13 protein-coding genes and 1 pseudogene are annotated in these 14,805 nt (G+C 56.8%); 10 read left to right on the forward strand and 4 right to left on the reverse strand.

Annotated features, from left to right (window positions below; translation table 11 throughout):
* The first annotated feature begins 6 nt into the window (after nucleotides 1-6).
* From BHMPCIPO_RS32480 to BHMPCIPO_RS32520, 9 genes are all read left to right on the forward strand, one after another.
* Nucleotides 7-1,119 carry an electron transfer flavoprotein subunit alpha/FixB family protein gene (locus BHMPCIPO_RS32480; RefSeq protein WP_173520887.1) on the forward strand — a complete coding sequence of 371 codons (1,113 nt, stop codon included), beginning with the start codon at nucleotides 7-9 and terminating at the stop codon, nucleotides 1,117-1,119.
* Nucleotides 1,120-1,130: 11 nt separating this feature from the next.
* Nucleotides 1,131-2,438 (forward strand): FAD-dependent oxidoreductase, encoded by a 1,308-nt coding sequence (locus BHMPCIPO_RS32485; protein ID WP_173520888.1) that lies wholly within the window; start codon nucleotides 1,131-1,133, stop codon nucleotides 2,436-2,438.
* 14 nt (nucleotides 2,439-2,452) lie between these two features.
* Nucleotides 2,453-2,746: a ferredoxin family protein gene (locus BHMPCIPO_RS32490; protein ID WP_084435709.1), complete on the forward strand. Its 294-nt coding sequence runs from the start codon at nucleotides 2,453-2,455 to the stop codon at nucleotides 2,744-2,746.
* Between the two features lie 207 nt (nucleotides 2,747-2,953).
* Nucleotides 2,954-4,603, forward strand: coding sequence for a nif-specific transcriptional activator NifA (nifA, locus tag BHMPCIPO_RS32495; protein ID WP_173520889.1), 1,650 nt, complete (start codon nucleotides 2,954-2,956; stop codon nucleotides 4,601-4,603).
* A 217-nt stretch (nucleotides 4,604-4,820) separates the two neighbouring features.
* Nucleotides 4,821-6,302: a nitrogenase cofactor biosynthesis protein NifB gene (gene nifB, locus BHMPCIPO_RS32500; RefSeq protein WP_173520890.1), complete on the forward strand. Its 1,482-nt coding sequence runs from the start codon at nucleotides 4,821-4,823 to the stop codon at nucleotides 6,300-6,302.
* A 34-nt stretch (nucleotides 6,303-6,336) separates the two neighbouring features.
* Nucleotides 6,337-6,531 (forward strand): 4Fe-4S binding protein, encoded by a 195-nt coding sequence (locus BHMPCIPO_RS32505; protein WP_173520891.1) that lies wholly within the window; start codon nucleotides 6,337-6,339, stop codon nucleotides 6,529-6,531.
* Between the two features lie 82 nt (nucleotides 6,532-6,613).
* Nucleotides 6,614-6,940, forward strand: coding sequence for a nitrogen fixation protein NifZ (locus BHMPCIPO_RS32510; RefSeq protein WP_173520901.1), 327 nt, complete (start codon nucleotides 6,614-6,616; stop codon nucleotides 6,938-6,940).
* Entirely contained in the window at nucleotides 6,937-7,179 is a 243-nt protein-coding gene (gene nifT / locus BHMPCIPO_RS32515; RefSeq protein WP_173520892.1) for a putative nitrogen fixation protein NifT, read from the forward strand. The genes BHMPCIPO_RS32510 and nifT overlap by 4 nt, the downstream gene beginning before the upstream one ends.
* Nucleotides 7,180-7,812: 633 nt before the next feature.
* Nucleotides 7,813-8,856 carry an AbrB family protein gene (locus tag BHMPCIPO_RS32520; RefSeq protein WP_173520893.1) on the forward strand — a complete coding sequence of 348 codons (1,044 nt, stop codon included), beginning with the start codon at nucleotides 7,813-7,815 and terminating at the stop codon, nucleotides 8,854-8,856.
* Nucleotides 8,857-8,914: 58 nt separating this feature from the next.
* Here the strand turns inward: BHMPCIPO_RS32520 and BHMPCIPO_RS32525 are convergent.
* The 4 genes and pseudogenes from BHMPCIPO_RS32525 to BHMPCIPO_RS32540 form a co-directional block, all read right to left on the reverse strand.
* A pseudogene (locus BHMPCIPO_RS32525) lies at nucleotides 8,915-9,359 on the reverse strand (Ros/MucR family transcriptional regulator); the annotation flags it as partial.
* A 409-nt stretch (nucleotides 9,360-9,768) separates the two neighbouring features.
* Complete coding sequence (locus tag BHMPCIPO_RS32530) at nucleotides 9,769-10,797, reverse strand: LLM class flavin-dependent oxidoreductase (protein ID WP_173520895.1); 1,029 nt, start codon at nucleotides 10,795-10,797, stop codon at nucleotides 9,769-9,771.
* Between the two features lie 400 nt (nucleotides 10,798-11,197).
* Complete coding sequence (hisC, locus tag BHMPCIPO_RS32535; protein WP_173520896.1) at nucleotides 11,198-12,304, reverse strand: histidinol-phosphate transaminase; 1,107 nt, start codon at nucleotides 12,302-12,304, stop codon at nucleotides 11,198-11,200.
* 722 nt (nucleotides 12,305-13,026) lie between these two features.
* A complete protein-coding gene (locus BHMPCIPO_RS32540; protein ID WP_173520897.1) occupies nucleotides 13,027-13,500 on the reverse strand; it encodes a DUF2867 domain-containing protein in 474 nt (157 codons plus the stop codon).
* Nucleotides 13,501-14,156: 656 nt separating this feature from the next.
* Here BHMPCIPO_RS32540 and BHMPCIPO_RS32545 point away from each other — a divergent pair.
* Nucleotides 14,157-14,447, forward strand: a complete 291-nt coding sequence (locus BHMPCIPO_RS32545; RefSeq protein ID WP_173520898.1) for a hypothetical protein — start codon at nucleotides 14,157-14,159, stop codon at nucleotides 14,445-14,447.
* Nucleotides 14,448-14,805 lie beyond the last annotated feature (358 nt).

A 14,805-nucleotide genomic window follows, 5' to 3' on the forward strand; every position in this document is an offset into this window, starting at 1 on the left:
CAGATAATGGGAACTCGAAAGACTAAAGCACCGCCACCCGCTGCGCTCGGCCGAGCCGGCACCGAGAAGGACCTTCCTGACCACTTCAAGAACTACCGGCACGTCTGGGTTTTCATCGAGCTGGAGCGCGGGGAGGTCCACCCGGTCTCGTTCGAGCTTCTCGGCGAAGGCCGCAGACTGGCTGACCAGCTGGGCGTGCAGCTCGCGGGTGTTGTTCTCGGGCCGCCCGGAGATTCTACCCGGCGTGCTGTCGCTGAGGCCTTCGCCTATGATGCCGACCTGGTCTACCTCGTCGAGAAGCCGCTGCTCACCGATTATAGAAACGAGTCTTTCACCAAAGCACTAACAGATCTCGTCAATACCTATAAACCCGAGATTCTGCTTCTCGGCGCGACGACGCTCGGTCGGGACCTCGCCGGTTCCGTAGCGACCACACTGCTGACTGGGCTCACGGCCGACTGCACTGGACTTGATGTGGATGCCGATGGTTCCCTCGCAGCCACCCGGCCCACATTCGGCGGCTCCTTGCTTTGCACGATCTATACGCTCAATTGCCGGCCCCAGATGGCAACTGTGCGACCAAGGGTCATGCGCATGCCACAGCGGTCAAACAAGCCGATCGGGCGGGTAATCCGGCATGACTTGCGGATGCTCGAGGATGAGATCGTGACGAAGGTGGTCGGGTTCCTTTCCGATGGCCAATCGGAGAACGCTAACCTCGCCTATGCGGATGTAGTAGTTGCCGGCGGGCTTGGACTCGGCGCTGCTGACAACCTGCAGCTCCTGAAGAATCTCGCGCAAACGATCGGCGGCGATTATGGCTGTTCTCGGCCGTTAGTGCAAAAGGGTTGGATGGCGGCTGATCGGCAGATCGGCCAAACTGGCAAAACGATCCGGCCGAAACTCTATATAGCGGCTGGCATATCAGGTGCGGTCCAGCATCGCGTTGGCGTCGAGGGAGCTGATCTCATTGTCGCTATCAACACCGATCCGAACGCGCCAATCTTCGATTTCGCCAATATCGGTGTTGTCGCCGACGCGGTCAGTTTTTTGCCGGCGCTGACGGAAGTTTTCATCAGACGGTTGGCACCGGGCAATCATATCAGACTAGTGAACTGAGGTAAGACCCTATGACCAAGGAGAAATTTGACGCCATCGTCGTCGGCGCCGGTATGTCTGGAAACGCGGCTGCTTACACGATGGCAAGTCGCGGTCTAAAGGTGTTGCAGTTGGAGCGCGGAGAGTACCCGGGCTCCAAAAACGTCCAAGGCGCCATCCTGTACGCCAACATGCTAGAGACAATCATTCCGGAGTTCCGGGATGACGCACCTCTTGAGCGGCATCTAGTCGAGCAGCGATTCTGGCTGATGGACGACACATCACACACCGGAATGCATTACCGGTCGGAGGACTTTAATGAACCGACGCCGAACCGTTACACGATCATTCGCGCCCCGTTTGACAAGTGGTTTTCACGCAAAGTGCGGGAGGCGGGTGCGACAGTTCTGTGCGAGACGACGGCGACGGAACTGGTTCTCGATGGCTGGGGCAAGGTGATAGGCGTACGCACCGATCGGGCTGGCGACACCATCCACGCGGAAGTAGTCGTCCTCGCAGAAGGTGTCAACGGCCTCCTCGGCACGAGAGCAGGATTTCGCAAGGTGCCGAAACCCGAAGCCGTGGCACTCGCTGTCAAGGAAATGCATTTCCTGCCCGAAGAGGTCATCGCTGAGCGTTTCGGCCTTACCGGCGATCAAGGCTGCGTTATTGAAGCGGCTGGGACAATCTCGCGCGGAATGGCCGGACTGGGATTCCTTTACACCAATAAGGAATCAATCTCGCTCGGCATCGGCTGCCTTGTCTCGGATTTCGCAGCGACCATGGAAAATCCATACACCCTTCTTGACGCCTTCAAGGACCATCCATCAATCCGCCCGCTACTTGCGGGCTCGGAGGTTAAGGAATATGCGGCGCACCTCATTCCGGAGGGTGGGTACAAGGCAATTCCGCAGCTCTTTGGAAACGGCTGGGTTGTGGTTGGCGACGCGGGGCAGCTTAACAATGCCGTGCACCGCGAGGGCTCCAATCTCGCCATGACGTCGGGCCGCATCGCCGGCGAAGCGATCTCCATAATCAAGAGCCAAGGGTGCCCGATGGCCACGGAGAACCTCTCCCTTTACAAGGCCATGCTGGACAAATCTTTCGTCGTCAAAGATCTTAAAAAGTACAAGGACATGCCCGCCCTGCTCCACACGAACTCACGCAACTTTTTTATGACGTACCCGCAGCTGCTGTCCCAGGCGGCCCAAAACTTCGTGCGCGTTGACGGCACACCCAAGATCGAGAAGGAAAAAGCGACCACGGCCGCTTTTGTGAAGGCACGTTCGCGATGGGGACTGTTCAGCGACGCGGTCCGGTTGGCACTTGCTTGGCGCTAAAGGGGAGAAATGAGATGACAGCTCCAGTCGTTCGCATCGAGGACAGGCTTTACCAGAACCGCTACCTGGTGGACGCGGGGCGGCCACACATCAAGGTGCGACCGCATCAGTCTCCGAGCGCAAACTTGCTCGCACTGACGCGGATCTGCCCAGCCAAATGTTATGAGGTGAATGAAAACGGACAAGTGGAAGTTACTGCTGATGGGTGCATGGAGTGCGGTACATGTAGAATATTGTGCGAAGCAAACGGTGATATCGATTGGAGCTACCCACGAGGTGGATTCGGTGTCCTCTTCAAATTCGGTTGATAGCAGCTAACTCTAGTCCGCATGAAACCAAACAGTGAAGCCAAAAGCATCTCGCTTTTGTCGAGCAAGACGGCTACATTCGCGTACTCTCAAGTGCCGATGTAAGCACCTGATAATATTAGCATCGCGGTATGTTCTCATTGGGAGCATGAGCGGTCCGGACGGTGTTTCCAGGCTGAAATGCTGCACATTGGGCTCAATGAGGGTATGACTGAACGATCCGCTCAAACCATGCACAAACCGGATTTCTGGGGCAGCGGTATCTATCGGATATCGAAAGTCTTGATTGGTCCAGCCAGTCTTGAGACCAAGCTTGCCAATGTCATTAAGGCCCTCTCAGCAATTCTGCCAATGCGGCGCGGCGCAATCGTCGTTCTGAATGCTGGAGGAGCGCCCGAGATGGTTGCAACGCTCGGCGTAGAGCAAGCATCTCAAGGCGCTCGGAGCATTCCGGCGAAGGCTGCAATAGATAGAATCGTCGCAAAAGGTGCGCCGCTGGTCGTACCGGACACTTGCAAGTCGGACCTGTTCCAGGCTGAGCTCCAAACCAGTTCGAACGCCACCGGCCCGACCACCTTCGTTGGCGTCCCGATGAAGGTGGATCAAGAAACGCTTGGAACACTATGGCTCGACCGCGCCAAGGATGCCGGCACGAGGATACAATTTGAGGAAGAGGTGCGTTTTCTGTCCATGATTGCCAACCTTGCGGCCCGGGCCGTTCGGTTGGATCGCCACCAGCGCGGCGATGGTCAGCCAATCGTGGGCGAGGAAGGAGCCCGCAACACTAGTTCAGGCGAGAAGGAACTCCCCGAACCTGCCCCACAACGCCCCACAAAAATCGATTGGATCGTCGGGGAAAGCCCTGCGCTCAAACAAGTGGTCGAAAGCATCAAAGTCGTTGCAACAACAAATTCTGCAGTGCTTCTCAGGGGCGAAAGCGGCACGGGCAAGGAGTTCTTTGCAAAGGCCATCCACGAGCTTTCACCTCGGAGAAAGAAGCCCTTCGTGAAATTGAACTGCGCCGCACTGTCTGCGGGCGTCCTGGAATCGGAACTGTTTGGACATGAAAAGGGCGCCTTTACTGGGGCCATCTCTCAGCGCGCGGGTCGTTTCGAATTGGCGCACGGTGGAACCCTGCTGCTCGATGAGATCGGCGAGATTTCGCCGGCCTTTCAAGCGAAACTGTTGCGCGTCCTGCAGGAGGGTGAGCTTGAGCGAGTCGGAGGCACAAAAACACTCAAGGTGGACGTTCGACTCATATGCGCCACGAACAAGGATCTAGAGGCGGCAGTCGCGGATGGGGAGTTCAGGGCCGACCTCTACTACCGCATCAATGTGGTGCCGCTATTTTTGCCGCCTCTCAGAGAGCGAAATGGGGATATTCCACGCCTTGCGAGGGTTTTCCTCGACCGATTCAACCGGGAAAATAATCGGGACCTCGCATTCACACCGGCTGCTCTCGAGTTCTTGTCAAAATGCAACTTTCCCGGCAACGTCCGAGAGCTTGAAAATTGCGTCCGGAGAACCGCCACTCTCGCGCGTTCGGGGACGATCGTTCCATCAGATTTCTCCTGCCAGAAGGACCAGTGCCTTTCTTCAATGCTCTGGAAAGGCGCTGACCGTCCACTTGCGGGCAATACAGTCAGTGGGTCGATCGAAGCACCGGTCAGCCTTGGTTACTCCAACGGACCGGCCGGCCTAACGATGGCACCACATCTAACGGACCGCGAGCTGCTAATCAGTGCCATGGAGAAGGCCGGCTGGGTTCAGGCAAAGGCAGCTCGGATCCTCGGCCTCACACCGCGGCAAGTCGGCTATGCTTTACGTCGCCATCGTATACAGGTGAAGAAGATCTAAGTCGGTGAGCCGACGTTACGTGACCAACCCATCTTCTTCAGGCAAGCCGGTCTATTGTCCAATTTGGCCGCTTGTTGTCGCGACTTCGACAAAACGACGTCGGAGCAATTGGCGCAAATCGAACACGAAACAACAAGTTATTGAAATCACCATTTTATTTTGTTGGCACAGTGCTTGCATTTTCGACAACGACCTTACTCACCAGTGGAGCTGTTCGATGAGTGCACCGATTATTTCGCTCGAAAGCCTGACCACGACGACATCCTCTGGGCAGTTGCTGACAACCGCGAAATCCGGTGGCTGCGCATCGTCGTCCTGCGGCTTGTCCTCAAGGCCAACCGACATGGATTCGGCTACCTGGGAGAAGATCAAGGATCACCCATGCTTTTCAGAGGAAGCGCACCACTATTTTGCCCGTATGCACGTCGCAGTCGCACCAGCCTGCAATATACAATGCAATTACTGCCATCGTAAATATGATTGCGCCAACGAAAGTCGGCCTGGTGTCGTCTCAGAAAAGCTGACACCGGACCAGGCGCTGCGCAAGGTGATTGCGGTCGCCAACGAAGTGCCGCAGCTTTCCGTTCTCGGCGTCGCGGGTCCGGGCGATGCCTGCTACGACTGGGAGAAGACAAGGGCGACTTTCGAACGCGTCGCCAGGGAGATCCCGGACATCAAGCTATGCATTTCCACCAACGGACTTGCCCTGCCGGAGCATGTCGACGAGTTGGCCGAATTGAACATCAGTCACGTGACGATCACCATCAACATGGTTGACCCCGCAGTCGGCGAGAAGATTTACCCGTGGATCTTTTATCGTCATCGCCGTTACACCGGCATGGACGCTGCCAAAATCCTGCATGAGCGGCAGATGTTGGGGCTTGAGATGCTGAGCGAACGCGGCATCCTAACGAAGATTAATTCGGTGATGATCCCCGGAGTCAATGACCAGCACCTGATCGAAGTCAACAAATGGGTCAAGGAGCGCGGCGCGTTTCTGCACAACGTCATGCCACTGATTTCAGACCCTGCACACGGCACATGGTTTGGCCTGACTGGACAGCGCGGCCCGAACGCGTTCGAACTGAAGGAGCTTCAGGATCGTCTCGAAGGCGGAGCTAAGCTGATGCGTCACTGTCGACAGTGCCGCGCCGATGCAGTCGGCCTGCTAGGTACAGATCGTGGCCAGGAGTTCACGCTCGACCAGATTCCGGTCGAAGTTGCCTACAACGGCGGCAAGCGTCATGCCTATCGGGAGGTGGTCGCACGCATACGCGATGACCATTTGGCGGCCAAGGACCAGGCGATCACGACTCTTGCATCAGTGAGTGCGCGCGGGACGCTTCAAGTGGCTGTTGCGACCAAGGGTGGCGGACGCATCAACGAGCACTTCGGCCATGCGAAGGAGTTCCAGATTTATGAGGCATCGCAAGCAGGGATTAAGTTCGTGGGGCACCGCCAAGTCGAGCCGTATTGCCATGGCGGCTGGGGCGAGGATGCAAACCTCGTTGGCATCATCGCTGCACTCGAAGGCATAGATATCGTGCTGTGCGCCAGGATCGGAGATTGCCCCAAGAAGAAGCTCATGGAAGCCGGGATACGGGCAACGGAGGCCTTTGGCTATGATTATATCGAAACCGCGATCAGCGATCTTTACGCGACTGAGTATGGCGACGACCTATCGCAGGCAACGGCTTGAGCTCGCCTATCCAGACCCAATCAGGAGTTAATTTATGGCCTTCAAAATCATCGCATCCCAATGCACCCAATGCGGCGCCTGCGAGTTCGAATGCCCTTCCGGCGCCATCGAGTTCAAGGGCGAGAACTACGTGATCAATCCTGACAAGTGCACCGAATGTGAGGGAGTTTACGAGGCACAGCAATGCGCCTCGGTATGTCCGATGCCGAAGACCTGCGTGCCGGCTTAAACCCGGAATGCAATGGCCGGGCTTACGCGCGCGGCCGGCCATGAGTCTTCCCTGTGTAACCGCAACGATGAAAGAAATCGCGATGGGTGTTGGACGCGAAGAGGAAGTCGAAATCCATAATCCTCCGCGGTTTATGCCGGGTGAGCGGGTTTGTGCCACACGTCACATCAAGAACGACGGCACCTATCCCGGGAAAGAGATCGGAGCAAGCCTCGTCAGGAAAGGCGACGCGGGTTTTGTGCGCGATGTGGGGACCTTTCTCCAGCAGTTTTACATCTATGCCGTCGAATGGATTGATCGTGGCATCGTCGTAGGAATGCGTGCGCGTGAACTGATGAGCCTAGACGAGGTCCCAAGTCTGAAAACTGCTGCCGAATGCACGCATCGGAGCGAAGGAAAAGCCAGATGAAAGTAACAATCCGCAGAACTGACAATGGCTTATCAGCATATGTTCCCAGGAAGGATCTCGAAGAGCCGATCGTCGAGATTGAGAACGACAGCCTATGGGGCGGCTTTGTGGTGCTTGCAAACGGCTGGCGGCTCCTACTGCCCGAGCTTCCGAAGGACACCCGTCTACCGGTCACCGTCGAGGCAAGAAAGATCGTGAACGATGATGTTGGTATAGTAGCCCAAAGAGAAACATCATGAAATCAATACTGACTTCCGGCGCGTCGTCATTCGGAGCCCCGGCCCGAAGCAGCGTGACCCGGCGCGGATGAACCTGTGGCGTCGAATAGGTCAGATCTGCTTGGACCGTACCCTCTGCTCTCGTGCGGTAGAGCAGCCGTTGTCCTTCGCCGCCGGCGGTGCATCACTCTCAAGCCCCACGACTTGCCGCAGTCCGCCTGCCGATGGAAGGGACCCCGTTGCTTCAATTGGGGGTCCAAGCCCTCTAATGAAGGAGTTCACCATGACTACCGCAATGGCAGCTTTCCGGCGCCGTGGGGAACTGAAGCCTAACGATCGCGGCGCGACGACGACGCGATTTGTCGAGCGCGAAGGTTCGGCCAGGATGAATAACGGTGTCACCGTCTTCGGCCGTAGCATCCCAACCCCCATGCACAAGAGGAATTGCGAAGGTCGTGTGATGGTTCTCGGCGCCAAGCGATCGGACAAGTCGGCGGCATCCACTGCTAACTTGTCCCAACGGATGAGGCTTCGATCCGGCCAAAGGCGCCGCACCGCTTTATCTCCCCGCTCGGCAATGCAAACTACGCGAGGCTATATCGCACCGAAGGTCACCTATTACGCGACTCGGCGTCCTATGGCCGACGGTGCGTGATGAGTGAAGGCGGTGCGTCAGTTGCCAAATTTGCCCTCACTTTCTCACTGGGAGCTCTTGGCGGTTGGGTGATGTGGCACTTCGATATGCCGCTCGCCTGGTTCGCCGGCGCAATCATCGCCACCGGCGTGGGTGCGCTGTTCAAGCTGCCGGTGGCGATGCCTGCCTTCGCTCGACCGCCAATGACCGCTGCAATTGGTGCAATGCTGGGAGGGTCGTTCTCGCCTGCGGTCTTCAAGCATGCCGATTCACTGCTGTTCTCGCTCGGTGGTCTAGCGGCATTCATCGCGGCCGCGGGCGCACTGGTCTACGTCTATTTCCGCCGTGTGGCCGGATTCGATCACCCCACGGCCTACTTCTCGGCAATGCCTGGAGGTCTCGTCGACATGGTTACACTCGGCCTGGAGCGTGGCGGAGACGAGAAGATGATCGCGCTCGTCCAAGCCGCCCGGATCATCCTGGTGGCACTTGCTTTGCCGTTCCTGATTCGGAGCATTACCGGAGTCGCGTCGCATCGCACCGTAGCCGCATTCGTTCCGCTCGCGAGTCTCCGCCCCAACGACCTTTTGTGGTTCTCCGTGGCTGTTTTGCTCGGGGTGCCTACCGGAATCTTGCTGCGCCTGCCAGCGCGTTATCTGCTCGGTCCGATGTCGGCAAGTGCCATCATGCATATTATGGGATTGACGCAGTTCGAGCTGCCGACTGCGGCACGGGCCGCGGCGCAGGTCGTCATCGGAGCAACAATCGGCTGCCGGTTCGCGTTTGTGCCGCCGAGAAAAATTACGGAAGTCATCGGCCTGTCGTTCGGTTCCACAATTCCGCTTTTGTCTGGGACGCTAGCCTTTGCGAGCGTTCTCTCCTGCCTCACAGGAGACCGGTTCGCCTCTCTCGTACTCGCCTACTCGCCGGGAGGTGTCGCCGAGATGAGCGTCATCGCTCTCTCGCTTGGCGTCGAGGTCCCGTTCGTTGTTCTCCACCATATCGTCCGTCTCTTTCTGATAGTAGCGGGAGCGGGTGCCGTGTTTCGATGGGTGAAGCGCTAAGGAGTTCAGAAAAGCTCTTGCAATGACCATGCAGGTTCCATGATCGCTGAAATGGGCGGGCCCGTGCGGACGGTGGATGGCACGTCCGCCTCTTTCCTACTCCATCTTGACGCAGCAAGCCTGGAGCGCTGACGAGCATAGCTCGGGGCGATCATCGGGTAATCGGCCGGGAGTCCCCATTTGCGGCGGTATTGTTCCGGCGTCAGACCGTATTTCGCCATCAGGTGCCGCCGCAGCAGCTTGAACTTTTTGCCATCTTCCAAGCAGATAATGAAGTCCTCGGCCACCGATTTCCTGATCGGCACTGCTGGGCGCCGCTTTCCGACGACAGGCTCCTCCTTGCTTTGGAATATTGGAGAGGCACTCCTCAGCGCCGCATGGGTTTGCTGAATCACATGCGGCAAATCATCGATCGAGACGACATTGCGCATTAGATAAGCCGCGACGATCTTGCCGGCAAGCTTGAGTTGCCGCTCATTGGCGTTCGAACGCAGTTTGCGCATTACTCTTCTCCCGTCAATTTGTGCCTAGTAGAGTTCGGCCAAGTCAATGCAAAGGCATCCGACCGAAAACTTGACCACCGGGTTAATCGAAAACGCAAGAAAGCGTCGGGCAACGGTGCGGTTGCCCCTCCAGCCTTGCCAATCCGTTTCATTGGCGTGGACTTTCATGCCCGGTCGCCGTACGTCACCTACAGGTATTCTGCCTGTTAAAACCAGCCCCTCTTCCTCCGTGCCTCGTGCTCAAACCGGCCCCTTCATTGCGCATGACGGTTTGACTCCGGCCATTCAACTCTTGGAAGGAACACCCGTTTCGGACCTGATCTCAATCAAGCATAATGGACTGCGCCACGCATGGGGAGAGAAAGAAGTGCGTTTCCGCATATCTGAGTTCGACAATGCACCATGGTACTCAGCCAACCCGATCCATAAGTTCGGATTGAAGCGTCCTGGCGGTGTACAGCGAAGCTTCCAAGGGCAGGTTCCCAAACGCCACCTGACAAAGGAGATAGTTTGCTCCCGCCTCTTCCACCTGATCAAGCAGAGCCCGTCGGACAAAATCCGCCGTTCCCACTACGCACAATTCACTTTCGATTGCTGCATCGAAGCTCAGGGGCAGATTCGGTGGAACCGGGATTTCATTTAGGACGTACAGGAATTTGAAAGTTTCAAGCCATCGTTCGAAAGCAGGAGCGGCGAGCGAATATGCATGGTCTGCAGACTGCCCGACCACAATCATGCGAAGCAGTCCGAGGAATGGCGCCTGGTCGTTCGCGTCACTGTTGTGTCCTTTCTCGCAGCGGAAGGCGTCGGTGACCTTGCGGACGAATGAGGCAGGACCTAGAGACGCGATATTCGCGCCGTTTGCAGCGGCCCAGCGTGCAGACTCGGGTTTGTTGGTGGCGATCCATGTCGGCGGGTGCGGGCGCTGATGAGGCTTCAGGGTCAAAGGGACATTGTTTAGCTCAAAATGGTGGCCGCGGTAGGAAAGAGTGCCGCCCCTCATCGCCTCCATCAGGATTTCGCTGGCTTCGAGATAGCGCCCTGGCACTGCATCCGCACCAATCCCGAAGTAAGCTAGCTCGATCGGAAGGGAGCCGCGCCCTATGCCCAACTCGACCCTACCACCGCTCAAATGATCAAGCATGCAGATCTCCTCAAATGCATGCAGCGGATGACAAAGGCTAAGCAGCATGGTGAGGGGGCCGAGACGAAGGTGGCGGGTGCGCTGTGCGACACTCGATAAGAACAGGTTCGGTGACGGGCCTCTTCCATGCGGCGAGCAATGGTGCTCCGCTACATGGTAAGCATAAAAGCCGAGCCGATCATACGCTTCCGCCAGCTTGAGACGGTCTGCGTATTGTCGTGCAACGGTATTACCGTCCTCGTCCAGATGGTCGAATATGCCGAAAGTTAGGTTTGAAGGAAGGGCTTTCCTCATTGAACTGTCTCCGACTTTGTTCCGGGGGCTCCGGATTTTGATCCAAGCGAACTTGGGGCCTTTCTTGGCCGCTGTTGAGTATGACTTTGGGTAGCACCGGCGGGAGCCACATCGTTGAAGCTAACGACACTACGGGAACATGTCCTTGCACGCTCGGCTGATGCTCAACATCTTCAGTGCTATTGTCGGGGAGAGGTTCATCGCGTTCGCGGCTGTGTCCTGATTCGGCAGTTTGACGGCTGGAGAGCGTGACCTAAGAGACGTACGAGCGGGCTATGCGACTGCTTTCTTCCTAGGGAGTGGTAGAGCTGGTCAACACTGTGGGAAGATCTTGCGATCGTTGCTCTCTGTCTTGTTGCCGCGATCATTTGCACGCGCGACAGAACGGAATATGTAGGTGCTAAACGGCCGATCGTGTGGAGCTCTCAGCTCCCAAAATCTCATCGACAGCTTCAAGGAACGCATCCATTTGCGATTTTGTCCCGATGCTAACGCGAATGCAATCTTCCAGACCCTCATCAGGAAGGACGGCCACGAGTATCTTTTTTTGCTTCAAGCAGGTTTGCCACCAAGCGCCGTCTCGCCCTGATGGCACATGGGCCAGCAGGAAGTTCGCATGAGAGGGCGTTACAGAGAACCCAAGTTGCGACAGTGCGAACCTCACGCGCTCTCTCTCAAACTTAATATGTCTGTGGTTTTCGTTGTAAGCGGTGCGGTGGGCAAGGATACTGACACCAACCGCATGGGCGATCACATTCATGTTGAACATGTTCTGGAGATTGCGCAGCCTGCCTATAACCTCAGGATGGCCGAAGCCGAAGCCAACGCGCATGCCGGCCGCCGCATAGCTCTTCGAAAACGTTCTTAAGATCAGAAGGTTCGAATAGCGGTCAATTAGACGGAGAGCACTGTCAGGCGCAAAGTCTACATAGGCTTCATCCAGTACGATCAACCGGTCAGATTGTGCGACGAGGCTTTCAATATCCGCAATCGGGACAAAAGTTCCGCTAGGGTTGTTCGGATTAGCCAAGAGAATGAACTTGGCCTCCTTTGCAGGACCGAAAAGCAGTTTGTGTATCGGCAATGAGCAAGACTCGCCGGATCTGATTTCAAGCAATCGAGCACCTTGCAACAGCGCGAGCTTGCGGTTGTATGCAAAGCCAGGGGACAACATCGCGACGCTGTCGCCCGGGTCCAGGAATGCTCTGTATAGGAGCGAAAGAAGTTCGGAGGACCCGTTGCCGGCGATCACCTGATCCGGGGAAAGGTTATAGGATGCGGCAGCTGCTTCCCTCAAGCTGACGTTGTCATCCTCCGGATATAGATACTGCCGTTCGAGAGCAGCAACAGCGCTCTGCATTACCGCTGACGGCAAGGCAAATGGATTCTCATTTGTGTTTAGCTTGACGCAGCCGGCATCCGGTCCCGGACCGGACGGAAGAGGATTCAGCTGTCTGTACACTTCTGAAAGAGACGAAAGCACGCTTTGCAGTTTGGTATCAGACATAGTTCTTCTCTTTCTGTCGCACTATAGTCGCTTTCTCAGCCATTCACCGCGAGCCGATTGGCAGTTGCAGTGCGGTTACTGGCGTATAAACTAAACTGACGTTTCTTCTACTTCAGGTCTGCCGTTCCAGCAAAATCATTTGTTTGCATCGCAGCCATAGATGCGATGAATATGAAAAACGTCCTTAGATTAGGACGTTCGATCACTCATGTGTTGGGCTCGAGGCCCGCCGTGGCTCTTCTCGAGCGCCTCAAGCCGAGCTCGAAGTGCCTGGACCAAATTGTCTCAACACTGACAATGGGTCCCTGGGCGCCGCGACTGAGGTAACTACCTGTGGTGCACTGGCGACGTGACGAAGTGAGAGCTCATGGTGGTGAGTAACTGCAGCGCCCTGGTGTATTCTCCACAATGCCGGCCACTGCTTTGGGCGTTCACTACTCAGCTTTGCGGTCGCTTGTGATCACAGATTCGCGAAAGCCTTGTGAACGAATCCGTTTCGGCTTTTTGGGATTCCGCTGAGCATCTCCACGCTGGATGATCAGAGTTGTTGTTTTCATGATGCTTTCCACAGCGGGCGAGCGATGCGTTCCCGCGCGCTTTGGAAAATGGAAGGCGAATGGAGGCGCTTCGGCTGGTAGAGGAATGCGGACGTTTTTGAGTACGTATCGCGCGGTGCCTTCCACTTGGGCGAATTCCACTGTCGCCGAGCAATTTGGACTGTTTTAGCCGAGGCGTTCAACCGCCGTGAGCAAGGACGGGATAATAGTCTTATGAAAGGGAATGGCAGCCACAAGATAAAGCCACCCGATAAGGCTCCTGCGGCGCACCAGGGTGGTCATGCCGACAATCTGGCCATCAGCTGGCCCTTCAGCGACATCCACGATCAGGCGAAAAAGCAGGTGAGGGTCATCATAGCCGAATACTGTTTGGCAGTCGTCGCTGTGCACTAGCGGGAGGCTGGCGACCAGGTCAGAATGCCTCGTGTCCGCGGTCGCGCTCAGCCCGACCAAAGGCACCAGGCGATTTCGAAAACTCAGAAGGTTTTGCACCCAGCGGGGTGCGCTCCCAAGCGCTCGCAACGCGGCCTCAACTGCTGTCATCCGCTCGCTTAAGAGGAGGACTTCGTAGCGGTCAGCCCAATCTGCTCCAGGAAGCCAAGCATTTGGCAGTTTTACGGCAGCCTTTCGTGGTCTCATGAGCGCTCGCCTTTCGCTCTTTCATAGATTCCCAAGGGCGGGTTCCGTGCGTCTGACATAATGCATAATTGCGCAGGAAGGCGGCGCGAGACAGCGGACCACTTGCCGCAGTTCACGGCCAAGTGCCGCACGGGGCTGAAGCCGACGGAAAGGCGACAGCAATCGTGGCTCTTACGTCGGGCCTACATTGAAAGGTGCTGCCCTAATGAGTTGCAGGGCACTAAGGGCTCAAGTCTGCCTTTGTGAGCAGAGGCAAGTATCTGGCAATTGCGGGCGCCGAGGATATCGCCATTGGATCATCAGGCACTTCCATTCCTCCCGGTATTCGGGCCTGGCGCGGCTAGAGCAGACTGGCCACTAATCTCCCCAGCGCCGTCGGTGACTGCATTCCGACGTACTCATGCCCATTTGCGCGAATACGAGCGGGTATTTCGACAACTCAGCACTTTCCCGGCAAACCCCGGCTTGACGCGCTTGAAACACATGCACGTTTTATGCACAGCGCGGATTGTTCCATGCGGATAATCAATTTGACCACCCGGACTTGAAGTTCGAGACTACGCCCGCATGTAGCCGGCGAAACCTTCGGCGGCGCGACAGCACTGTAGATGGGCTGCAGAAAATCAATCTTCGGAACGTGCCTGCAGGATCGGACCATGAGCCCAACGACGGATTTTATTGCAGAGCTGATTAGGGCAGCAAATGGCGTAGAGGAGCTCACGCGGTATGAGGTAAGCAGCCTCCTAGACCGCTCAATTGATACCATTCGCGACATGTGCAGGCAGACTGGCTTCGAAGGAATACACAGCGCCCGGGACGTTCTTATTGATCTCAGGTTATCGTCGGAGCGCGCTGGCGACCTGCTCCCGGACCAAGCTAGGGACGCTCTCATCGACGCCGCCGACGTCCTCAGGTCATTGAAAACCGTGCTGGACCGAACTGAGTGAATTGAGCACCTCACTCCCGAAGAAGGACGTACGGTCTTACGGAAATAGGCCGATCTGACCAACAAAACCCTTGCGGTCAGGCCAAAATCTGCCGAAACCCGTCAAAAAACCGCACCGACGGCGACAGCTTGCGGTAACGCAACGCGATTGCCGAACCCTGCCCCACGGTCCCGGCGGTCGGCCTCGGTCGGGAAATATCCACTATCGCGGACGTTGCTCGCTGACCTCCGGGGGCGATGGTTGAAGTAACAGCGCACGCCGAGCGCGCCTTTCTTGCAAATTATTGGCGGTTGAGCTTGTAGGGTGAGCGTCCGGCGAATGCATTTTCTGCGTGGTCGAGGCGCAGGGTTAGGGCGCG

The organism is Ensifer sesbaniae, assembly GCF_013283665.1.
Taxonomy (GTDB): Bacteria; Pseudomonadota; Alphaproteobacteria; order Rhizobiales; family Rhizobiaceae; genus Ensifer; species Ensifer sesbaniae.